Origin of the sequence: Microcystis viridis FACHB-1342 (assembly GCF_014698335.1) — a bacterium.
Lineage (GTDB): Bacteria > Cyanobacteriota > Cyanobacteriia > Cyanobacteriales > Microcystaceae > Microcystis > Microcystis ichthyoblabe_A.
The window spans coordinates 1-19,849 of the sequence record NZ_JACJSV010000042.1; the positions used below are offsets into that span (position 1 = coordinate 1).

At 44.1% G+C, this 19,849-nt stretch carries 23 protein-coding genes and 3 pseudogenes; 16 read left to right on the forward strand and 10 right to left on the reverse strand.

Translation table 11 applies throughout. The features are described 5' to 3' along the window. A pseudogene (locus H6G40_RS23335) lies at window positions 1-90 on the reverse strand (IS607 family transposase); the annotation flags it as partial. Window positions 91-540: 450 nt separating this feature from the next. On the opposite strand from H6G40_RS23335, the gene infA reads away from it, so the two are divergent. The 10 genes from infA (at window position 541) to rpmE (ending at window position 5,399) form a co-directional block, all read left to right on the forward strand. Beyond that, the gene (gene infA / locus H6G40_RS14240) at window positions 541-771 is read left to right on the forward strand and encodes a translation initiation factor IF-1 (protein ID WP_002737109.1); all 231 of its coding nucleotides are present in this window, start codon (window positions 541-543) and stop codon (window positions 769-771) included. A 127-nt stretch (window positions 772-898) separates the two neighbouring features. Continuing rightward, window positions 899-1,012: a 50S ribosomal protein L36 gene (gene rpmJ, locus H6G40_RS14245; protein WP_012593611.1), complete on the forward strand. Its 114-nt coding sequence runs from the start codon at window positions 899-901 to the stop codon at window positions 1,010-1,012. A 93-nt stretch (window positions 1,013-1,105) separates the two neighbouring features. Continuing rightward, complete coding sequence (rpsM, locus tag H6G40_RS14250; protein ID WP_002735415.1) at window positions 1,106-1,489, forward strand: 30S ribosomal protein S13; 384 nt, start codon at window positions 1,106-1,108, stop codon at window positions 1,487-1,489. 39 nt (window positions 1,490-1,528) lie between these two features. Beyond that, window positions 1,529-1,921, forward strand: coding sequence for a 30S ribosomal protein S11 (gene rpsK / locus H6G40_RS14255; protein ID WP_002735413.1), 393 nt, complete (start codon window positions 1,529-1,531; stop codon window positions 1,919-1,921). Window positions 1,922-2,100: 179 nt separating this feature from the next. After that, window positions 2,101-3,042 carry a DNA-directed RNA polymerase subunit alpha gene (locus H6G40_RS14260; protein ID WP_002737965.1) on the forward strand — a complete coding sequence of 314 codons (942 nt, stop codon included), beginning with the start codon at window positions 2,101-2,103 and terminating at the stop codon, window positions 3,040-3,042. 21 nt (window positions 3,043-3,063) lie between these two features. Further along, window positions 3,064-3,414, forward strand: a complete 351-nt coding sequence (gene rplQ / locus H6G40_RS14265) for a 50S ribosomal protein L17 (protein ID WP_002760055.1) — start codon at window positions 3,064-3,066, stop codon at window positions 3,412-3,414. Between the two features lie 2 nt (window positions 3,415-3,416). Continuing rightward, window positions 3,417-4,232 carry a tRNA pseudouridine(38-40) synthase TruA gene (truA, locus tag H6G40_RS14270; RefSeq protein WP_069475085.1) on the forward strand — a complete coding sequence of 272 codons (816 nt, stop codon included), beginning with the start codon at window positions 3,417-3,419 and terminating at the stop codon, window positions 4,230-4,232. A gap of 40 nt (window positions 4,233-4,272) precedes the next feature. Continuing rightward, entirely contained in the window at window positions 4,273-4,728 is a 456-nt protein-coding gene (gene rplM / locus H6G40_RS14275) for a 50S ribosomal protein L13 (RefSeq protein WP_002735375.1), read from the forward strand. 4 nt (window positions 4,729-4,732) lie between these two features. Beyond that, a complete protein-coding gene (gene rpsI, locus H6G40_RS14280; RefSeq protein WP_069475084.1) occupies window positions 4,733-5,146 on the forward strand; it encodes a 30S ribosomal protein S9 in 414 nt (137 codons plus the stop codon). A gap of 19 nt (window positions 5,147-5,165) precedes the next feature. Next, complete coding sequence (gene rpmE / locus H6G40_RS14285; RefSeq protein ID WP_002735793.1) at window positions 5,166-5,399, forward strand: 50S ribosomal protein L31; 234 nt, start codon at window positions 5,166-5,168, stop codon at window positions 5,397-5,399. A gap of 341 nt (window positions 5,400-5,740) precedes the next feature. Here rpmE and H6G40_RS14290 read toward each other — a convergent pair. Both H6G40_RS14290 and H6G40_RS14295 read right to left on the reverse strand, forming a co-directional pair. Beyond that, window positions 5,741-6,190: pseudogene (locus H6G40_RS14290) on the reverse strand (transposase); the annotation flags it as partial. Next, window positions 6,183-6,467 (reverse strand): transposase, encoded by a 285-nt coding sequence (locus tag H6G40_RS14295; protein ID WP_199309427.1) that lies wholly within the window; start codon window positions 6,465-6,467, stop codon window positions 6,183-6,185. The pseudogene H6G40_RS14290 and the gene H6G40_RS14295, both read right to left, overlap by 8 nt. 444 nt (window positions 6,468-6,911) lie before the next feature. Here H6G40_RS14295 and H6G40_RS14300 point away from each other — a divergent pair, with 444 nt between their 5' ends. Then, window positions 6,912-8,042 carry a three-Cys-motif partner protein TcmP gene (locus tag H6G40_RS14300; RefSeq protein ID WP_069475082.1) on the forward strand — a complete coding sequence of 377 codons (1,131 nt, stop codon included), beginning with the start codon at window positions 6,912-6,914 and terminating at the stop codon, window positions 8,040-8,042. Here H6G40_RS14300 and H6G40_RS14305 read toward each other — a convergent pair. Together H6G40_RS14305 and H6G40_RS14310 are read right to left on the reverse strand one after the other, a co-directional pair. After that, the gene (locus H6G40_RS14305; RefSeq protein WP_069475081.1) at window positions 8,032-8,808 is read right to left on the reverse strand and encodes a DUF5131 family protein; all 777 of its coding nucleotides are present in this window, start codon (window positions 8,806-8,808) and stop codon (window positions 8,032-8,034) included. The two genes, H6G40_RS14300 and H6G40_RS14305, sit on opposite strands and share 11 nt — an antisense overlap. Window positions 8,809-9,056: 248 nt before the next feature. Continuing rightward, on the reverse strand, window positions 9,057-9,941 hold the full coding sequence (locus H6G40_RS14310; protein WP_069475080.1) for a hypothetical protein: 885 nt from the start codon (window positions 9,939-9,941) through the stop codon (window positions 9,057-9,059). A gap of 147 nt (window positions 9,942-10,088) precedes the next feature. Here H6G40_RS14310 and H6G40_RS14315 point away from each other — a divergent pair, with 147 nt between their 5' ends. Beyond that, window positions 10,089-10,910 carry a sulfotransferase family protein gene (locus H6G40_RS14315; RefSeq protein ID WP_069475079.1) on the forward strand — a complete coding sequence of 274 codons (822 nt, stop codon included), beginning with the start codon at window positions 10,089-10,091 and terminating at the stop codon, window positions 10,908-10,910. Between the two features lie 96 nt (window positions 10,911-11,006). Here the strand turns inward: H6G40_RS14315 and H6G40_RS14320 are convergent, their stop codons facing one another. Next, complete coding sequence (locus H6G40_RS14320; RefSeq protein ID WP_002735656.1) at window positions 11,007-11,207, reverse strand: hypothetical protein; 201 nt, start codon at window positions 11,205-11,207, stop codon at window positions 11,007-11,009. 402 nt (window positions 11,208-11,609) lie between these two features. Here H6G40_RS14320 and H6G40_RS14325 point away from each other — a divergent pair, with 402 nt between their 5' ends. Further along, window positions 11,610-12,563, forward strand: coding sequence for an ABC transporter ATP-binding protein (locus H6G40_RS14325; RefSeq protein ID WP_002737726.1), 954 nt, complete (start codon window positions 11,610-11,612; stop codon window positions 12,561-12,563). A gap of 22 nt (window positions 12,564-12,585) precedes the next feature. On the opposite strand, the gene H6G40_RS14330 is transcribed toward H6G40_RS14325, so the two are convergent. Continuing rightward, a complete protein-coding gene (locus H6G40_RS14330) occupies window positions 12,586-13,338 on the reverse strand; it encodes a tetratricopeptide repeat protein (RefSeq protein WP_002735496.1) in 753 nt (250 codons plus the stop codon). Window positions 13,339-13,382: 44 nt separating this feature from the next. On the opposite strand from H6G40_RS14330, the gene nblB reads away from it, so the two are divergent. Both nblB and H6G40_RS14340 read left to right on the forward strand, forming a co-directional pair. After that, entirely contained in the window at window positions 13,383-14,048 is a 666-nt protein-coding gene (nblB, locus tag H6G40_RS14335; RefSeq protein WP_069475078.1) for a phycobilisome degradation protein NblB, read from the forward strand. Between the two features lie 73 nt (window positions 14,049-14,121). Beyond that, window positions 14,122-15,213 carry a tetratricopeptide repeat protein gene (locus tag H6G40_RS14340; protein ID WP_002736040.1) on the forward strand — a complete coding sequence of 364 codons (1,092 nt, stop codon included), beginning with the start codon at window positions 14,122-14,124 and terminating at the stop codon, window positions 15,211-15,213. 219 nt (window positions 15,214-15,432) lie between these two features. On the opposite strand, the gene H6G40_RS14345 is transcribed toward H6G40_RS14340, so the two are convergent. Continuing rightward, window positions 15,433-15,906 (reverse strand): DUF29 domain-containing protein, encoded by a 474-nt coding sequence (locus tag H6G40_RS14345; protein ID WP_069475089.1) that lies wholly within the window; start codon window positions 15,904-15,906, stop codon window positions 15,433-15,435. 100 nt (window positions 15,907-16,006) lie between these two features. Continuing rightward, the gene (locus H6G40_RS14350) at window positions 16,007-16,993 is read right to left on the reverse strand and encodes an RNA polymerase sigma factor, RpoD/SigA family (RefSeq protein ID WP_002737778.1); all 987 of its coding nucleotides are present in this window, start codon (window positions 16,991-16,993) and stop codon (window positions 16,007-16,009) included. A 687-nt stretch (window positions 16,994-17,680) separates the two neighbouring features. On the opposite strand from H6G40_RS14350, the gene H6G40_RS14355 reads away from it, so the two are divergent. Next, window positions 17,681-19,105: a Ni/Fe hydrogenase subunit alpha gene (locus tag H6G40_RS14355; protein ID WP_016514321.1), complete on the forward strand. Its 1,425-nt coding sequence runs from the start codon at window positions 17,681-17,683 to the stop codon at window positions 19,103-19,105. Window positions 19,106-19,405: 300 nt separating this feature from the next. Here the strand turns inward: H6G40_RS14355 and H6G40_RS14360 are convergent. Next, window positions 19,406-19,838, reverse strand: a pseudogene (locus H6G40_RS14360) (helix-turn-helix domain-containing protein); the annotation flags it as partial. Window positions 19,839-19,849: the final 11 nt, after the last annotated feature.

A 19,849-nucleotide genomic window follows, 5' to 3' on the forward strand; every position in this document is an offset into this window, starting at 1 on the left:
ACGTTCTCCTTGTAACTGCCCTCGATTCCACATTCTCCAAGCAGTGTCATAACTGATCCCTTTTTTCTTAGCATAATCTGATAGTTTCATGTGAACTGCAATGTAAACTTGTACTAACCATATTAGCAGTTGTTTGCAGTCATTTGCATATATTTTTTACAAAACTTTACAATACTGCCTAGTAGTGGGGAGATGGGGGTGGAGACTGGAGTCAGGAGATGGGAGAGGGAAGATGGGGCGCTTTTTTGCTGTGAACTGAAAACTCACATCTGATCACTGATCACTGATCACTGATAAGCTATACTGGGGGAACTGTGGTGACAGCACGGTTGCTGCTGCCGAATCGGCTCTCCTACTAGGTTCTGTGTGATAAGTTTAACTTACTATATGATCGATCAATCTTTGTGTCCTTTGTGTCTTTGTGGTTCGTTCCACCCCCCCGCTGGGAGGAATGTATCTTAGAATACATTTTAACCACCAAACCCAAGAGAGCCCCGAATCATTAAATAAATTGTCCCCAGTGAAATTGAGGAATTAACTTTGTCTAAACAAGATCTCATCGAAATGGAAGGAACCGTCACCGAATCTTTGCCTAACGCCATGTTTAGGGTGGATTTAGATAACGGTTTCAACGTCTTAGCTCACATATCCGGCAAAATCCGCCGTAATTATATCAAAATCCTCCCTGGCGATCGAGTAAAAGTGGAACTCACACCCTACGACCTAACCAAAGGCAGAATTACCTATCGCCTGAAAAATCAAAAAAAATAGCGATAAATAGGGGCAGAGAAGCCAAAAAGCCTAATAAGCAGCCAAATTTATTTAAAAAAAATAGGTGACACGAGTAAAAGAAATCTGATATAATAATAAGCTTGCAGTGTTGCCAAAATAGTTAGGCATGAAAGTTAGAGCGTCTGTCAAAAAAATGTGCGAAAAGTGCCGCGTCATCCGTCGGCGCGGTCGAGTCATGGTAATTTGTTCTAACCCCAAACACAAGCAGAGACAAGGTTAATCCACCAAAGTCACTGTCTTGGGGCAGAGAATCGTTACCGTTAATTGTAGTCGTTTTTGGAAAAAAAATCGTTCATAGGGAGAAAAAAAAAGCGTGGCAAGGATAGCTGGTGTAGACCTACCTCGCGATAAGCGTGTGGAAATCGCCCTGACCTACCTCTACGGAGTGGGTCTATCGCGTTCCCAAGAAGTCTTATCCGCGACGGGTGTTAACCCTGACACTCGGGTCAAGGATCTCAGCGATGAAGACGTGGCGGCGCTACGGACTTATATCGAGACAAATTATCAAATCGAGGGGGATTTGAGACGCTGGGAGGCGATGAACATCAAACGCCTCGCCGATATCGGCACCTATCGAGGTCGTCGGCATCGGCTAGGATTACCCGTGCGCGGGCAACGGACGCGAACCAATGCGCGGACCCGTCGAGGTCGTCGGGTGACAGTGGCAGGGAAGAAAAAAGCCCCCTCCAAGAAATAATTTTTTATTCATTGCGATATCCCCCAATCAAGAAAAACTATGGCGCGACCAACCAAAAAAACCGGACCGAAAAAACAGAAAAAAAATATTCCTACCGGAGTCGCTCACATTCAATCGACCTTCAACAATACCATTGTCACGATCGCCGATACCAAAGGCGATGTGATCTCTTGGGCATCGGCGGGATCGAGTGGTTTTAAAGGAGCCAAAAAAGGAACCCCCTTCGCCGCCCAAACCGCCGCCGATAACGCCGCCCGCCGAGCGATCGAACAGGGAATGCGTCAACTAGAAGTGATGGTTAGTGGCCCCGGGGCAGGACGGGAAACCGCAATCCGGGCCCTGCAAGGAGCAGGATTAGAAATCACCCTGATCCGGGACGTGACTCCCATCCCCCACAATGGTTGTCGTCCTCCCAAACGCCGGAGAGTGTAAACAGTGAACAGCTTTTTCAGGTGACAGGGATCTTGAGGCCGACAGCCGTTAGCTTTGAGCGCATCAGCAGCAGAATCGGGTCGTCAAAGACCATCTGAGCAAAAAGCTAAAGGCTGAAAGCCAAAGAAAACTGATAACTGATAACTGATAACTGATAACTGAACAAGGGAGGTCAATCGGTGGCGCAATTTCAAATCGAGTGTGTAGAAGCAAAAACTTACAAGAATCAGAGTCAGTACAGTAAATTTGTACTAGAGCCTCTGGAAAGAGGCCAGGGTACAACCGTAGGTAATGCCCTGAGACGGATTCTCATTTCCAATCTGGAAGGGGCGGCCGTGACGGCCCTGCGGATCGCGGGAGTCAATCACGAATTTGCCACCGTCGAGGGGGTACGCGAGGACGTGATGGAACTCATGCTCAACATGAAAGAAATCATTCTGAAAAGCTACACCAATCAAACCCAGATCGGGCGTTTAGTGGCAACTGGGCCGGCGACAGTAGTGGCGGCACAATTCGATTTACCCTCAGAAATCGAGATAGTTGATCGCAATCAGTACGTCGCCACCCTAGCCGAAGGGGCCAAGCTAGAGATGGAATTTCGCGTGGAAAAAGGCAAAGGCTACCGGGCAATTGATCGCAGTAAAGAAGAAGCCACTTCGCTCGACTTTCTGCAAATCGACTCTATCTTTATGCCCGTAACCAAAGTCAACTACAGCGTCGAAGATATCCGTTCCGAAAGCGGTCAAGCTAGAGATCGTCTGCTCTTAGAAATTTGGACAAACGGGAGCATTAACCCCAAAGAAGCCCTTTCCCAAGCGGCCGATATGCTGGTTAATCTCTTTAACCCGCTCAAGGATCTCAACGCCCTCGAATCCTCCGGTAACTTTGACGACCAAGAGATCAACCAAGAAAACCAAATTCCGATCGAGGAACTACAATTATCCGTGCGCGCCTACAATTGCCTGAAGCGAGCGCAGATCAACACCGTAGCCGACCTCCTCGATTACAGCCAAGAAGATCTCTTAGAAATCAAAAACTTTGGGCAGAAATCGGCGGAAGAAGTCATTGAAGCCCTACAAAAACGGTTAGGCATCACCCTACCCCAAGAAAAAAGCAAGTAAACCCAATTCCAGGAAAATACCATGAGACATCGGTGTAAAGTGCCTCAATTGGGTCTGCCAGCTGACCAAAGAAAGGCACTGCTGCGCAGCTTAGCCACCCAGCTAATTCTACATGGTCAGATCACCACCACCCTAGCGAAAGCGAAAGCGGTGCGAGCAGAGGTAGACCACATTATCACCCTAGCTAAAGACGGTTCCCTGAGCGCCCGTCGCCAAGCCATGGGCTACATCTACGACAAACAACTGGTTCACGCCCTCTTTGAAGGCGCACAAGCCCGTTATGGCAACCGTAACGGCGGTTATACCCGGGTCGTGCGTACCCTGCGCCGTCGCGGGGATAATGCCCCCATGGCGATTATCGAACTGATGTAACGATGACAGCTTGCCCCCAGTCGCGGATCGCCCTAGTTATCCAGTATGTGGGAACTAATTTCCACGGCTGGCAACGGCAACCCCATCACAGGAGCGTGCAGGAAGAAATCGAGAAGGCTCTGGCCGATATTCTCGGTTATGTCGTCACTCTGCACGGGGCCGGACGTACGGATAGCGGTGTTCACGCCGCCGCCCAGGTTGCCCATTTCCAGCAGCAGAGTCCGATCCCACCTGCCCATTGGGCCAAGGTTCTCAATGCTCGGCTAGATGACGATATCGTCATTCGGGCTTCGGCTCAGGTTCCCGATCGCTGGCACGCCCGTTTCTCAGCCCTCTGGCGACGTTATCGTTACACCCTCTATACCGACCCCATCCCCAATCTCTTTGTTAGCCCCTTTAGTTGGCACTACTACCATCGTCCCCTCGATGCCGATTTGATGGCCAGGGCCCTGGCCCCCCTATTGGGAAAGCACCATCTGGCCGCCTTTCACCGTGCCAACTCTAGCCGTGACCATTCTTGGGTAGAAGTACAGGGGGTGGAATGCTACCGTCAAGGGCCGTTTATACAGATGGAAATTCAAGCCAATGGCTTTTTGTACGGGATGGTGCGGCTATTGGTGGGAATGTTGGTAGAGGTGGGAACTGGTGAGCGATCGCTAGAAAACTTTACCGACATCTGGGTCAATCAGCGCCGAGAATTGGTCAAATACGCCGCACCAGCTAAAGGACTATGTTTACTGCGGGTGGGTTACGCCGATTTTCCCTTTGCCGATAGCGTCTGGTGCGAGACTCAGCCTCTTTATTATTTCCGAGCATAGAGATTCAAAGTTTATTTTTGTAAAGCAAGGCAAACTGACCATGAACAAAACACCGCTACCAAATTTAGAGACTCTAGAGCAGAAATGGTACGTCATTGATGCGGCCGATCAGCGTCTAGGTCGTCTGGCCACCGAAATCGCGATGATTCTACGGGGCAAAAATAAGGCCACCTTCACCCCCCATCTGGATACGGGGGATTTTGTCATTGTTATTAACGCCGAAAAAGTGACGGTAACGGGCAAAAAACGCCAACAGAAAGTTTATCGCCGCGACTCCGGCAGACCGGGTGGTATGAAGGTAGAAAGCTTCGATAAACTGCAAAAACGCATTCCCGAACGGATTATCGAACACGCTGTTAAGGGAATGCTCCCGAAAAATAGCTTAGGTCGGAAATTGTTCACGAAACTGAAAGTTTATGCCGGTGCGGAACATCCCCATCAGGCACAACAACCGGAAGTTTTAGCGATTAATACGATTCCCGCAGGAGGAAATTAAGTCAATGCAAGCCACGGACAGTAAAAATAAGGTAGTTTATTGGGGAACGGGACGACGCAAATCGGCGGTCGCTTCCGTGCGTCTCGTGCCGGGGACGGGGGCAATTACCGTTAACGGTCGCGATGGGGAAACCCACTTTAACCGCATTCCCACCTATATCCAGACGATCAAGGCTCCTCTGGAGACTTTGGGACTGGAAAACGAGTATGATATCATCGTTAAGGCCGAGGGCGGTGGTTTGACTGGCCAAGCGGACGCAGTGAAATTGGGTGTCGCTAGAGCTTTATGTCAATTAACCCCGGAAAATCGTCCTCCCCTCAAGAGTGAAGGTTATCTGACTCGGGATCCCCGGGCGAAGGAACGGAAAAAATACGGTCTTCACAAAGCGCGTAAAGCGCCTCAATACTCGAAACGTTAGGTTAATAGAGAGGTTTATTATGCCGAAAAAAATTCATCCTACTTGGTATCCGGAAGCTAAGGTGATCTGTAATGGTGAAGTGGTGATGACGGTGGGTTCGACCAAACCAGAAATTCATGTGGAGGTTTGGTCGGGTAATCATCCTTTTTATACGGGAACCCAGAAGATGATCGATACGGAAGGCCGGGTCGATCGCTTCTTGCGTAAGTACAAAATGGGTGATAAGTCAAGCAAAAAGGCTGATCAGAAATAATTCTTTACTTTTGCCTTTTTGACCCGGTGGGGAGATTTTCCCGCCGGGTTTTTTGCTATCTTGAGGCTAGTAGAGTCATTATAGAATCCATTTGGTATCTTAGGATACAGGCTCTCTTAGGTTTGGTGGGTAAAATGTATTTTAAGATACAGTATTGCTGGCGAGGGAGTGGAGGGAACCACAGAGACACAGAGGACACAAAGATCGATCGATCCTATGTAAGTTAAACTTATCACACAGAACCTAGAAGAGCCGGATACAGCTAATTGTCGTAGTAGAAGTCGAAGAAAACAGAGATGAATTTTGGTAGTGGAGTGTTCTAAAGTGCGCTCAAAATTTTTGACTAAAGATTTGCAGCGTTCCATCCAAGAATTACTTCTTTCAATCACCCATCGAGTTTTTACAGGTACGAATCCTGATAAACCCTTCTCCGCTTTTTCGGTTTTTGACGGTTTTGGAGACAGTTCAAACTGAATTTTAGTCATTATCTCTGGATAGACCTTAACCAACTCTTTCTCTATTTTGTCAGGATGATAACCATTATCTAGAAGAATAGTCGTCTTAGACAGTTCCGACGGTTTTAACTTGAAATAGTCAATACCTCGAGTTAACAACTCAATCAATCCCTGGTCATCAGATAGGTTGGCGGGAGTACAATGAGCGAAAAAGGGAAAACCAAGACTATCCGTCCCTAGATGACGTTTAATTCCATTGGTGCACTTGTAGAAACAAAATCCTTTCGTCTCAACACTCGCATTACAGGTATTTTTGACGGCTTGAGAATCAATCATAATTAGATTCGTCCACAAGTTTTTTTTCTTGTTGTCGTAATCTGCGATGTAATTCTTCCATTATTTTTTGGATGATTCCCTGACTTCTCCACTGTTTATAATGCCAGAACACGGTGGAGTAGGGAGGGAAATCTTTCGTGAGGTCCCGCCAATTACCGCCATTTTTGAGTTGATAGAAAATCCCATCTAAAATCTGTCGTTTTGTCCATTTCGGGGGGCCAGTCAATTTCTTCTTTGGCAATAGCGGTTCTACGATAGACCACTCTTCATTCGTCATACTACTTGAGTACATTTTGGCTTACTCCAAAGTATCGATTTTCGGGGACGACTAGACGGTGGCGCATTCACTGACGGGGTTCAGACCAAAGTATTGCCGTTAAACAGGCTACAGACTCTCTTCCCTGAAACCTATAGTGGACAAGGTTTTCGCTTCACCTTTTCAGCCTAGCATCTACATTATAAAAGATACCAAATGGGTTCTATAAAACCGTTGTTCCCGCTAATCCTCTCGTACAGATGAAGATTACTGTTAAAACCATCGGTTCTCTCCTGCGCGGTAACGCTTTAGCTCCTTAAAATCAATTGATAACCAGAAAACCCAATCTCCCCATGGCGGTGGTTGGGTTTTCTTTTGGGTTGTTTCATCTCCTATCTTCTCTAATTTAAAAAAAAATAAGGTATGTTATACTAAATCCGTTGATTATAGGCTACATATTAGGATATGACTAAAAATTCCTTCTTCAATGAGCAAAAAGAACAGTCCTTGATCAAAGCTAGGATTGTTGAGAAATATTTCTGGGCTTGGGCAAAAGTTATAATTTCAAAAGTTAAGGGATCGTCTTCAGTCCAGAAAATCGCTTATGTTGACCTTTTTGCTGGTGCAGGACGATATAAAGATGGCTCAAAATCAACCCCAGTAAAAGTTCTAGAAACTGCCATCGCAGATCCAGATATGCGAAATATGCTGGTGTCGATCTTTAACGATGCCGATGTCGAAAAAGTTAATTCTCTTCAACAAGCTATAGATTCAATTCCGGGCATAGAAAATTTAAAATACCGCCCTCAAATATCAAAATATGAGGTTGGAGAGGACATAGTTAAAACCTTCCAAAGCATGAAATTAGTTCCCACTTTATTTTTTGTTGATCCTTGGGGTTACAAGGGACTATCTCTTCAACTTGTTAATTCGGTCGTCAAAGATTGGGGTTGTGATTGCATCTTCTTCTTCAATTACAATCGCATCAACATGGGTTTAAATAATGATGCAGTCAAAGAACACATAAATGCGCTATTCGGACAAGTAGGAGCAGATCAACTCCGCAAACGATTGAAAACATTTACACTTACTCCACAAGAGCGTGAGTTAACCGTTGTAGAATATATCTGTGAAGCCTTGAAAGAAATGGGGGGTAAATATGTTCTTCCATTTCGTTTCAGACATGAAATGGGAAATCGTACTAGCCATCACCTAATTTTTGTAAGCAAGCATCCTAAAGGCTATGAAATTATGAAAGAGATAATGGCTAAAGAGAGTTCTGAACAGACGCAGGGCGTACCATCTTTTGAGTATAATCCTGCAACTCTTCAACAACCATTACTCTTTGAGCTAACCAGTCCTCTTGATCAACTGGAATCTATGTTGTTGGACAATTTTTCAGGTAAAACTATGACGATGGCAGAGATTTACGACCAGCATCATGTGGGAAAACCGTACATTAAAAAGAATTACAAAACTGCCCTTAGCAATCTTGAATCTCAAGGAAAAGTCACAGTACATTCACCCGAGGACAAAAAACGGCGAAAAGGAACGTTTGCGGATGATTTAAAGGTTACATTTCCAGTTAAGCAATAAGCTCTAATTTTTCTGAACGCCTCGCTGATTTAAGTGGGACACTTCCCCATGTTTGGATATGCTGATTCCAGGCATTAGGCATCTCGTCCCAGATTTTATCATCAAGTAATCTACCCCCTGCTTTCGGTGTCCTTCCCCCAACTTGTTTGAAAAAAAATGCTACCCCTGAATTTTGACATTGATTGCGGATATCCCTTGCCCAGTCAAGTTTCATCTGGCGATGTTTTTGCCCGGATTCTCCGCCGACAATAACCCAATCAATGCCAGTTAAATTAAGTTCTAGGGGTCCTAAAAGTGGCTCACATGAAATGAAACGCACTGAAACAGGAACTGTCCGAAGATATTCAATCCGATCTATGTGGTTTTGGTTCTCGACAGATACACCTAGCCAAATGTTTTCTGGAAAATCTAATTTAGACGCTAAATCACCTAAACGGCTTTGTCGCTTTGTTAAAATCTGATATATATGCCAAGGTGTTAAATGAATAACTGAGAAAACTTGTCTGATAAAGTCGAGAGGCACATCATCATGAAAAAGGTCACTCATTGAGTTGACAAAAACTCGACTGGGAGTGCGCCAACGTAAGGGTTCTTCCAATCTTTCTGGATGCAAAGTTAAGCTGAATCCATTGGGAAAGTTTTTGGGAAAACGCTGTGTAATAGCTTCGGCATAACAATGCAGACAGCCGGTGCTAATTTTATCGCACCCGGTTGTTGGATTCCACGTTTTATCAGTCCACTCAATACCAGTGTTTATACTAGACATATTTTAACTCCACAATCTATATCTATGACAGACGCTACCTGCCGATAATTAGCAATTTACTTGTACTATATCATTGTTTGACAAGTACAATTGTCGCCGCACTCACTTTCTACATTACGCAATCGTCAATGAGTTGCGGTGTACACAAAATATTACATCGTTTAACGAAAACAACAGGCGCTTACAGCCGGTGCTATGAAATCTAAGCGATGATCGCCTCACCTCAGATCTAGAGAACTAAGGCTCTCTTAGTACCATAATTCGGGGATCAGGTCATAATAACCAGCTTGGGGCGGTGGGTAAACACCCGCTTCGATTTTTTCGATAATAGTCGGCCAAGCTTGCCTAAAAGCGGCAGAGCGCTCGTTGGGGTGCAGAGTCCAACCCTTGGCATTGGTGAGAGTGGCGCGATAATAGTTGCTTTGTTCTAGGGAGCGAGAAACCATAATTTCCCAAGAGTCGAGTTTTCCTTTGCCGGTCAAAATATTGCCCCAAGCTTTTAAACCATCGGGTAAGTGATCGAGAAAGGTATTTTTATAAGAGCGCCAGAGGGGGGTCATCGGTAAAAGGCGATCGTAGCGACGACAATTAAGTAGATAGGCACGGCTGCCAAAAAATTTAAATTGATAGAATCCATCGGGATTTTTTGTGTAAGGATGCTGAGAATAAATCGTACCATCAGGCCGCGGTGGACCGGACAAAGGACGCACAAACATCATTTCTGGATGGGTTTCCATTAACTCGATCCCTTCGCGGATCCAACTGTAATCTGGTTCTTGGTAGAGCATCATGTCACTGTCATAATGAACCATATAGTCGCTGCGACATGACTCGATTTTGAAGATCGAGCCAAAAATCGGATAACCTTTGTAGTTATGGGTGGAACGGAGGGGACTGCCGAAATGCTTTTGATAGATACGCTGACGATAGCTGGGACCGTAGTTAAAATCCACTAGGCGATCAATTATGCCATGTTCAACTAATTTTTCACCACAGGCTCTTAATTCCTCCATTGTACCCAGTCCGGGGCGATTAACCTTTTCCCCGCTTAAAGGGGCCGTGTCAATAGCGAGTACCTTTTCCTCGAAGGGAAACTGACTCATTTTGACTAAATGGGGAATAGTGTTCATCATAAACCAGACATCGGTTCGCGCCGTAAAAAACCAGAGCTAACAACTTGGCAATCTCATTTTGTATAAACCTCACTTTTATTTGGGTCTTAAATGGGATACATTATAGGGGAATCTTAGCGACAAGTTGACGCAATTCCTGATTAACCTATGACTATAGCCCTCGATCGCTTACCCCAATCTTGGCAGGGTTTAGCCCATCGTTTAACTTATAAGTATTTTCAGGCACGCATTGATATACCCAAAGACCCTTATAAAATTCTCTTTCGTCCCCAACCCTATCAGGTTTTATTTATTCTTAGCCATATGCGATCGGGTTCGTCTTTATTGACCCATATCCTCAATTCTAATCCTGAAATTATCGGTTTTGGCGAAACTCATCTGGTTTATGAGAGTGAACAGGATTTTAAAACTTTAATGTTTAGACTCCACTGGCGTTTGAAAGATTTAAACATGAATCATAAATATATTTTAGATAAAGTTCTTCACGATGAGAAGTTTTTAGATCATAGTTTTTTGCAATCTGATGCGGTTAAGACCATATTTTTACTACGAGAACCGAAGCGCACTTTAGCTAGTATTCTAGATATTAAACCCCATCACAATGAGCAGCAAGCCCTGGGTTATTATACTGGTCGTTTAGCCACCTTAGAAAGTTATGCCCGATTAATTAACAGTCAAGAAAAGAGTTTACTTATCACCCACGATCAACTATTAAACCAAAGTCAATTGGTCTTTAATAGTTTACAGAGTCATCTCGATACTAAAACGGGATTTTCTGAAGAATATCGAGTTTTAAACACTACTGGCATTCGTGGGCTAGGCGATTCTTCCGAGAATATCAGAGCGGGTAAAATTATTAAACAAGCCAGAAAATTAGATATAGAAATTTCCGACGATGTTTTAACCCAAGCCCAAAAAGCCTACGATCAATGCTACAAAAACCTTAGCCATTATTGTCATTGTATCTAAGCTGAATTGGGGATGAGCAATAGCCTTGATTCTCTCCTCGGAGTCCCAAGCAAACCCCCCTAATTCAACTCTAGGTTGATCCTTTAGTAGGTTCGATTAGCCTTCAATATTAGCAATTGTAAAGCCCATCTGACACTCGTAGAGATTGGGCTGTTGGCTGCCCCCTTTGCCTAGGGAATGACCACAGCCTAGTTTACCCTCTCGCCACCGGGGTTGCCCCTGCTGGTTGGCTAAAAGACAGCCCTGACACACAGAACCCGTATCGAGAATGTGTTCGTCGGTTAAAATCACTAACATGACGTTCACCCCCATTGATCTCCGATTATTCTTGTCTCCATTGTAGGATGTTTTTTCTGAGATGTAGTGCCGCGCTATACATTCCGCTACTTTTTGGCTTTTTTTCGCCTGGACCCTTCTTATACAAGGTATTTACCGATCAATTGTGAATACTCAGAAGATAAGGCGGCTCTTCTAGGTTCTGTGTGAGGATGTTATAATATCAATACAGAATAGGAGGTGGGTTATCTGGATAAATTTTAATCAACTCCTCGATTTACCAAATGTAACAGTGGTCAATTATCAAAAAATTGAGAAGATATTAAGACTTAAACAATTTAACAACAACCAGCGGAAGTCATGGGAGATAAACCCTGTATTCTTGGTTAGCGAGTCACCCTCAGAACCTAACTAAAAAACTTTATGAACGCACCCGAATTAGCCATTGCTACCGTTGGTTTAACCAAACAATTTGACCGCCATGGGGCTGTTAATCAAGTAGATTTACAGATTGAAGCAGGGGAAGTTTACGGGTTAATCGGTCCAAATGGAGCGGGAAAAACCACTTTAATTAGGATGTTAGCGGCAGCGGAAGAACCGACAACCGGAGAAATATATCTGCACGGAGAACGTCTTTTAAGAGATGAGAGTAATCCCCGTCTCAAAAGAAACTTAGGTTATCTACCCGATAATTTTCCCCTCTACGATGACCTAAATGTCTGGAATTATCTTGATTATTTTGCCCGTCTTTATCATATCCCTCGCTCCCAACGTCATCGCCGCATTTATGAGGTTCTAGAACTGGTACAATTAACCAATAAAAGTCATAATTTGATCGCTACTTTATCCCGGGGGATGAAACAACGTTTAAGTTTAGCCCGAACGATTATCCATGAACCTTTAATTTTACTTCTCGATGAACCGGTTTCTGGATTAGACCCGATCGCTCGCCTACAATTTCGTGAGATTATTAAAGTCTTACAATCGGCAGGTATGACTATTTTAATTTCCTCCCATGTCCTTAGTGATTTAGCGGAACTTTGTACTTCTGTGGGTATAATGGAATTAGGTTATCTAGTGGAAAGTACCTCTTTAGAGGAATTAAATCAACGTCTAGCTGGTCAATACTTGCAGATTACGACTCTAGGCAATCTAGAAGCCTTAGAAACCGCTCTTGAACAATGTGTTTTTGTGGAAAGTTGGCAAAGAATTATTAATACTAATACTCTCCGAGTTAAATTTACGGGAACCCTAGAAGATAGTGCCGAATTGTTGAAATCTTTAGTCGTTTCTGGCCTGACCTTAAGCGAGTTTTATACTTGCCGCGAAGATTTAGAAACTATTTTCCTAAAACTGGGACATCGACAGGCATCTTAAGGGGAAATAATAATTTTTAAATCTAACCAGATAGTAACTTTTCGACTAATTTAATTTGCTCCTGACTAAAACCCGCTTCCTTCAGGTGTGCCAGAAACCATTTTTGTCGATAACGACCGTCTAAATCCCTAGCCTTTTTGTAGGTATCCCGCGCTTTTTTACTATCACCTTGATCTAAATAAATCATTGCCAAAGCCACAAGAGGATGGGGATTATTTGGCTCTAATTTAACTGCTTTTTTAGCGTTAGTAATAGCTGAATCAAAATCTTTTAGGCGATGATAGGCGAGGGATAAATTATAGTAGGCGATTTCATTATCGGGTTTTAAACTAGCGGCTTTAGTATGAGTGACTACGGCTTTTTCAAGATGACCACCGACAAGATAAACAATACCCAAAGCATTATAAGCAGCCACATGATCGGGAGCAATTTTAATCGTTTCTTCGAGAGTTGTTTGTGCCGCTAAAGGTTGTTTAGCTAGGTGTTGTGTCCAGCCTAAAATTACTCTCCCGTCTAGATGATTGGGGTTTAACTGTACCGATTTTTTTAAAGCCTCAATACTTTTGATAAAATCTCCCTGTTGACGATACTGTAATCCCAATTGACGATAACGATTAGCAGCCTTAATGTCTGATGGGGGAATAATCGGACTGGGAGAAGGAGAAATGATTATCTTAGCCGTCGGTTCTTTTTTAGGGGGAGAGGGGGGACTACAGCCCCAAAAAACCGGGGAACTAAACATGATCAAGATAGTCAGGATTCGATAACTATTCATGGGACAATTAATACCAGTCCAATTGTTAAGGGTGTCATCAAATTATGAATTATTCCCCCGAATCCGTGCAACGGCTGCTCGATTCCAATGATTATGGCGATCGCTTATCGGGAGTTAATCAACTGCGTTATTTAGCCCCAGAAATCGCCTTCGAGATGTTACAGCCTGTAATTAACGATAGTAACGCTAGGGTGCGTTATTCGGCGGTAAGTCAGCTAGATATCCTCGGTCGTCAGAATCTCGATCTGGCCTTAACTATTCTACGCGATCGCTTGTTAAATGATCCCGAAGCGGACGTGAAAGCAGCCGCGGCCGATGCGATCGGGGGGTTAAAATTAACGGCAGCCTACGATGATCTGGTGGCCGTCTATGAACAATCCAGCGACTGGTTAATTCAATTTAGCATTGTGGCCGCTTTGGGCGAATTGGGGGAACCCCGGGGCTTTGAACTGCTCGAAATCGCCCTAAACTCCGATAATGAATTGGTAAAAACGGCCGCTGTTAGTGCTTTCGGGGAACTAGGCGACCCTCGCGCCGTCTCTTTACTTGTTCCCTTGGCTAATGATGATGACTGGCAACTGCGCTATCGTCTTGCTCAAGCTTTAGGCCGCTTAGGGGGGGAAGAGGCGATCGCTGTTTTGACCCAGTTAACCAGCGATAAAAGCGCCCAAGTCGCCCAAGAGGCCCGCAATAATCTCGTCCAAGGGTGATGCAGAATAGTTGATTTTTGTCAATACCATTTACAATAAACTTTAATTAAGAATCGTTAACAAAGGTAAAGCGATGAAACAATTTACCCGTTTAATCTTGCTCGTCAGTCTCCTTGCGGGGGGCTGTTTCTCTGCCTCAATTGCGATCGCTGATAATCCGGCGGGGGCAATCGTGAGCAAGGATTCACAGGTTAACGAACTACTGCGTCAAGCGCGGCAATTGGTCAAAAATGGCAATTATGGGGAAGCTATAGCCATTTACGAGCAGGCCGCCGCCCTTGATGGCAATAATGCCAAAATTTTCTCTGGGATCGGCTTTTTACAAACGCGGCAGGGGGATTATAACGCCGCCGCCCAAGCATACCAAAAAGCTTTAAGTCTCGATCCGAGTAATCCCGACTTTTTCCATGCTCTCGGTTATAGTTTGGCTAATATCGGCGATTACGACAATGCAGCCACCGCTTACTACTACGCTATCCAAATAGAACCGAAAAACGTCCAACACTACCTCGGTTTAGGGGTGGTATTATTACGGCAAAAAAACTATGCAAAAGCGGGCGAAGTTTACCAATGGATTTTAGCTCTCGACCCCAATAATCAGCAAGCCCACGAAATCATGGGTAAAGCCTTGATCGAACAGAATAAAAGCAGCGAAGCCTTCGATTTTCTCCAAAAATCCCTGCAAAGATTCCCTAACAATAGTGAATTAAGATTGCAACTGGCCAGCCTTTTGCTCAAACAGGGCGATTTAAATGGTGGAACCCAAATTTTAAAGGAAATAGAGCGACAAAGTGCAGGAAATTTTTTAATTCAGCTAAAAATAGGGATTTTACTCGAAAAACAAGAGCGTTTTGACGAGGCTCTCCCCTTTTATCGTCGGGCTGTTTTCCTAGAACCCCAATCGTTGGAAGCACAAGCGGGAATCGGTCGCATCCATCTGGCCAGAAAAGATTATCTTGCAGCAATTATCGCCTATCAAGATTTGGCCGAAATCGCCCCCAATAACGCCGATGTCTATCTTAATCTCGGTCGGGCCTACGCGGGCCGAGGACGAAAAAGAGAGGCGGAGGAAGCTTTTAAGCAAGCGCGAGCGGTTTATGTGCTGAAAAATAATCAATCTGGCCTGGAGGAAGTGGATGCCCTGCTGAAGAAATTGCTTGAGTAAAACCAGATCAGTTATCAGTTATCAGTTATCAGTTATCAGTTATCAGATTTGAGTTTTCAGTTCACTGATGACTGTTTAGCGATCAAGGAGTAATTTATACTAAATCCGTTGAATATAGGCTACTTATCAGGACAGGCACTCATGCAATAGGCAAGAGGCAAAAGGGGGAATAAATAATCAGTCTTTAATAACCAGATTTAGTATTAGATAGTCAATAGTTTATTCCCAATTGATCGGCAGCCATTGATGATCTAAAACCTGTTCGAGATTAAAAATTATCTGACTGGGTAAACCGCCGGGGGATAAACCCATTTTTTTCCGGACGGCCTCTAAAGCTGTATGGTAGGATGGCTCAAAAATCTCCCGAAGATAGGGCTTTAAACTAGGGCTATCCTCCAGTAAATCTTGAATTTCTGCCCGAAAATTATTGATTTCTCCATTCCAATGATTACCATTCCGGTCTCTTTCCGATTGCCAGTAAGTTAATTTGAGTAAATGTTCTAGGAGACGAGTTAAAAGACTTTTGAGCGCGTGTCTTTCACTTCTCCCCATCGATTCAATCTCCTCAATTAAGTTGTCTAAATCCACCTCGGCAAACTGGCCTTTTTTTAATTGTTCTGCCGTGGTTTTTAGCCAGAGATAAAAATCTTCTTCGTATAGTGTTGGGGTCGCTGTTTCTGTTGATCTAGTCATGACGGAACTGCCACAGGTGAAAACTAATCGGGATTCTATATTAATTAAACCCAAAAAAAAGAGAGCTTGAACTCTCCTTCTTGGTTATTTGCTAATCTTACTAACTAGCGACAATATATTCCTTGACGTTGGCCCGGCGACGGCGTAAATGAGCCAGGGCCTGGTGTTCTAATTGTCGCACCCGTTCCCGACTGATGTTCATTCTCTGACCGATTTTGGCTAGGGATAACTCCTTGCCATCGGTTAAACCGAAACGGAGAGTAATCACTTCCCGTTGTTGGGGGGTTAATTCGGCCAGGAGATTGGCTAAGTCTTGCCGTAATAACTCTTGGGTGATGAAGGTATCGGGAGAAACTCCGCTATCTTCCAATAATTCCGACAATTCCGTATCTTGGTTATCGCCGACGCGCACATCAAGGGAGATGGGTTGACGGGCCATACTGAGATATTCGCGGATTTGAGCGGGTTCTAGCTCTAATTCCAGGGCAATCTCGGCAGGGGTGGCACTTCTGCCCAGTTTTTGGGCGAGTTCGCGCTGGGTTCTTTTGATTTTATTCAGTTTTTCGGTGATATGGATGGGTAAACGAATGGTGCGGGCCTGTTGAGCGATCGCACGGGTAATCGCTTGTCGAATCCACCAGTAAGCATAGGTAGAAAATTTATAACCTTTGGTGGGATCAAATTTCTCTACACCTCTTTCTAATCCCAGACTACCCTCTTGAATTAGATCGAGGAATTCCATGTTCCGCTTTTGATATTTCTTTGCGATCGCAACTACCAAGCGGAGGTTAGCTTCAATCATTTTCCGTTTAGCTCGATCGCCAGTTTTCAAGGCGCGATCCAGTTCATTTTCGCTTAAATTCACCGAATCCGCCCACTCCAAGCGCTGTGGTTCCCGTCCTAATTGTTTCGATAGTGCTTCTTTCGCTTCTAACAGGCTCATCATCCGTTGGACTTGTTTGCCGTAAATAATTTCTTGTTCGTGAGTTAGGAGGGGAACCCGCCCAATTTCGTGCAGATAGGTACGCACCATATCGGCATTGAGGGTGGGCTGTGGTTGAGTTTGGTTGGTTTTTGCTGTGGGCATTGGTTTGGTGGTGACTCCTTGACACAGAAAAAGTCTGTTACTATTCCGACTCGCGGGTGAGTCTGGCTTATCTGAAGTCGGTATGAGTTCGATTCGGAATTCCTTTGATTGTATCCTGTGCTTTTAGACGCAGACAATCCCCTAAAGGTTCAAAGCTAATTCATTCTTTGGTATGATGTTAGGTTTATCCTTTTTCCCCCAACATTTAGAACAAAAGTATTACAGCCTAGAACTATCAACTACAATCGCTTGTTTTTGGGTCGCTTTTTCCCGAATCCTCGGCAGTGCCGCTGATACTGTTAGGTAAGATTACAAGACAAAAAGGTGATTTTCCCGATTAGTCATAAACAATTTGGCTGACTTCCGACCCTTTCGCCCTCAGCTTTGAGAGGAAGACTGACAGCCGAGAACCGACTTCTATATATATAATGACCGATCAACACCAGCAAAGTGAGATGTAATCATTGCGGATTTCCGAACTATTTTCTGTAGTATTTGTTACAAAATGCCAAATTAGCCGCGATTGAGAATCGGGAAAAATTGTTATAAAAATTAGGATTGCTAGGAGGGTAATAACTATCATAGAAACAGCAGGGCGGAGATCGGGATAAATTATCGTTTAAACCAAGCTCGATCGCAGTCTCCACAATGCCGTTCTGTGGAACTCCTGAACAATGAGGACTTACTATGACTAAAACCGTCGTTATCGATCCCGTCACCCGGATCGAAGGCCATGCCAAGATCTCGATTTTCCTTGACGATGGGGGGGAAGTGGATGACGTGCGTTTTCATGTGGTCGAGTATCGTGGTTTTGAGAAATTCTGCGAGGGACGGCCGATGTGGGAGATGGCGGGAATTACTGCCCGAATTTGCGGCATTTGTCCCGTTAGTCACCTACTTTGTGCCGCCAAAACCGGCGATAAAATTCTAGCGGTGCAAATCCCCCCTGCGGGGGAAAAACTGCGGCGCTTGATGAATTTGGGACAATTAACCCAATCCCATGCTTTAAGCTTTTTTCATCTTAGCAGTCCCGATTTTCTGCTTGGTTGGGAAAGTGACCCCGCTAAACGGAATGTGTTCGGTTTAATTGCGGCCGATCCCGACCTAGCGCGAGCAGGCATCCGTTTACGTCAATTTGGACAGAAAGTTATTGAACTTTTGGGAGCAAAAAAAATTCACCCCGCTTGGTCTGTCCCGGGGGGTGTGCGTTCCCCTTTAAGCGAAGAAGGGCGACAATGGATTAAAGAACGACTGCCGGAGTCTAAAGCGACTCTTTACACGGCTTTAAACCTATTTAAAGGACTTCTGGACAATTTAACCACAGAAATCGCCGCTTTTGGTAATTTCCCTTCTCTATTTATGGGATTGGTTGGTAAACGGGACGAGTGGGAACACTACGGTGGTCATATTCGTTTTACCGATAGTCAAGGCAATATCGTAGCCGATAACCTGAGCGAAGACAATTATCGCGATTATATCGGCGAATCAGTGGAAAAATGGTCTTATTTGAAGTTTCCCTACTATAAACCCCTCGGTTATCCCAATGGTATCTATCGAGTTGGTCCCTTGGCCCGCTTAAATGTTTGTTCCCATTTTGGCACGGAGGGAGCGGATATCGAGTTACGCGAATATCGCCATCGGGTCGGTGGTGTAGCAACCTCTTCTTTTTATTATCATTATGCTCGTTTAGTCGAGATTTTGGCTTGTTTAGAACAGATTGAACGTTTAATCGATGATCCCGATATAGTTTCTCAACGCTGCCGGGCCGAAGCAGGAATTAATAATCTGCAAGGGGTGGGAGTTAGTGAAGCGCCCCGGGGTACTTTATTCCATGATTATAAAGTGGATGAAAATGGTTTGATTGAAACGGTGAATTTAATTATTGCCACAGGTAATAATAATTTGGCGATGAATCAAACGGTGAAACAAATCGCCCAACATTATATCCATGGTGGCGAAATTCCCGAAGCGATGTTAAACCGCGTAGAAGCGGGTATTCGTTGCTATGATCCCTGTTTAAGTTGTTCCACTCACGCTATGGGACAAATGCCGCTACAGCTAGAGTTAGTTAATGCAGCTGGTGACGTGATTAATACTCGACAAAGGGGTTAATTATCTAAGTTGTTAGGGTGTTGGGAAATAGGGCAAATTCCTCCTAACACCCGGGGCTATTTCATTTTAGATGATAAGATATTGGGGGAAAATAAAACGGTTCTTCGGTTTGTCTTATGCAACGTACAGGGTTATAAGGAATGAAACTATTATAGAGAAAAACATTTGGCGATTTTTGTCAATTGTTTTCAATCTAGAGCGAACTAAATCAATTAAATCTCTTGCCAGATAAGGATTTAGTGGATTTATGCCGCACTATCGAACCATAACAAGTAACGAAGAACCTTTTATTTATCTGAAAAAAAAATTTTTCTGTTTCTTTTTGGGGCGTTCAATGGGAGTTTCCGTTACATCCACTACCCTTACGACCGGTATCTCTGCTTGATTTAGTAGAGCTTTTTTTCCTTTTAAACAAACGGAAGTTTCCCGATTGTGAAAGCATTTTTTCCGTCTTATTTACAGCCTATAGTTAATTCTGATATTTGACCGCTTGTACCAATGTGAAAATATGTTCTATATTCTCGCCAATATTCTAACGTTACTAAAACTTGTTCTTCTATAGATAGTTTAGGTTTCGGTCCGCTTTTAGATACTGAATTAGAGTCGGCTTCAACACTTTTTACTGATTCTACCATCCTACCATCTTTCTATGGGTTTGTTTATACACACCGAAACGGCGTTTGAACTGTTCATCTGATAAGTTTTGATAATCCATATTTTTGCTAATAAACATAGCAAAAGTAT

What these genes read in the sequence shown, in the direction of transcription:
- rpmJ (WP_012593611.1), top strand. Translation starts at nt 899, where the DNA reads ATGAAAGTTAGAGCGTCTGTCAAAAAAATGTGCGAAAAGTGCCGCGTC.
- rpsK (WP_002735413.1), top strand. Translation starts at nt 1,529, where the DNA reads ATGGCGCGACCAACCAAAAAAACCGGACCGAAAAAACAGAAAAAAAAT.
- rplQ (WP_002760055.1), top strand. Translation starts at nt 3,064, where the DNA reads ATGAGACATCGGTGTAAAGTGCCTCAATTGGGTCTGCCAGCTGACCAA.
- truA (WP_069475085.1), top strand. Translation starts at nt 3,417, where the DNA reads ATGACAGCTTGCCCCCAGTCGCGGATCGCCCTAGTTATCCAGTATGTG.
- rplM (WP_002735375.1), top strand. Translation starts at nt 4,273, where the DNA reads ATGAACAAAACACCGCTACCAAATTTAGAGACTCTAGAGCAGAAATGG.
- rpsI (WP_069475084.1), top strand. Translation starts at nt 4,733, where the DNA reads ATGCAAGCCACGGACAGTAAAAATAAGGTAGTTTATTGGGGAACGGGA.
- rpmE (WP_002735793.1), top strand. Translation starts at nt 5,166, where the DNA reads ATGCCGAAAAAAATTCATCCTACTTGGTATCCGGAAGCTAAGGTGATC.
- H6G40_RS14295 (WP_199309427.1), bottom strand. Translation starts at nt 6,467, where the DNA reads ATGACGAATGAAGAGTGGTCTATCGTAGAACCGCTATTGCCAAAGAAG.
- H6G40_RS14300 (WP_069475082.1), top strand. Translation starts at nt 6,912, where the DNA reads ATGACTAAAAATTCCTTCTTCAATGAGCAAAAAGAACAGTCCTTGATC.
- H6G40_RS14305 (WP_069475081.1), bottom strand. Translation starts at nt 8,808, where the DNA reads ATGTCTAGTATAAACACTGGTATTGAGTGGACTGATAAAACGTGGAAT.
- H6G40_RS14310 (WP_069475080.1), bottom strand. Translation starts at nt 9,941, where the DNA reads ATGATGAACACTATTCCCCATTTAGTCAAAATGAGTCAGTTTCCCTTC.
- H6G40_RS14315 (WP_069475079.1), top strand. Translation starts at nt 10,089, where the DNA reads ATGACTATAGCCCTCGATCGCTTACCCCAATCTTGGCAGGGTTTAGCC.
- H6G40_RS14320 (WP_002735656.1), bottom strand. Translation starts at nt 11,207, where the DNA reads ATGTTAGTGATTTTAACCGACGAACACATTCTCGATACGGGTTCTGTG.
- H6G40_RS14325 (WP_002737726.1), top strand. Translation starts at nt 11,610, where the DNA reads ATGAACGCACCCGAATTAGCCATTGCTACCGTTGGTTTAACCAAACAA.
- H6G40_RS14330 (WP_002735496.1), bottom strand. Translation starts at nt 13,338, where the DNA reads ATGAATAGTTATCGAATCCTGACTATCTTGATCATGTTTAGTTCCCCG.
- nblB (WP_069475078.1), top strand. Translation starts at nt 13,383, where the DNA reads ATGAATTATTCCCCCGAATCCGTGCAACGGCTGCTCGATTCCAATGAT.
- H6G40_RS14340 (WP_002736040.1), top strand. Translation starts at nt 14,122, where the DNA reads ATGAAACAATTTACCCGTTTAATCTTGCTCGTCAGTCTCCTTGCGGGG.
- H6G40_RS14345 (WP_069475089.1), bottom strand. Translation starts at nt 15,906, where the DNA reads ATGACTAGATCAACAGAAACAGCGACCCCAACACTATACGAAGAAGAT.
- H6G40_RS14350 (WP_002737778.1), bottom strand. Translation starts at nt 16,993, where the DNA reads ATGCCCACAGCAAAAACCAACCAAACTCAACCACAGCCCACCCTCAAT.
- H6G40_RS14355 (WP_016514321.1), top strand. Translation starts at nt 17,681, where the DNA reads ATGACTAAAACCGTCGTTATCGATCCCGTCACCCGGATCGAAGGCCAT.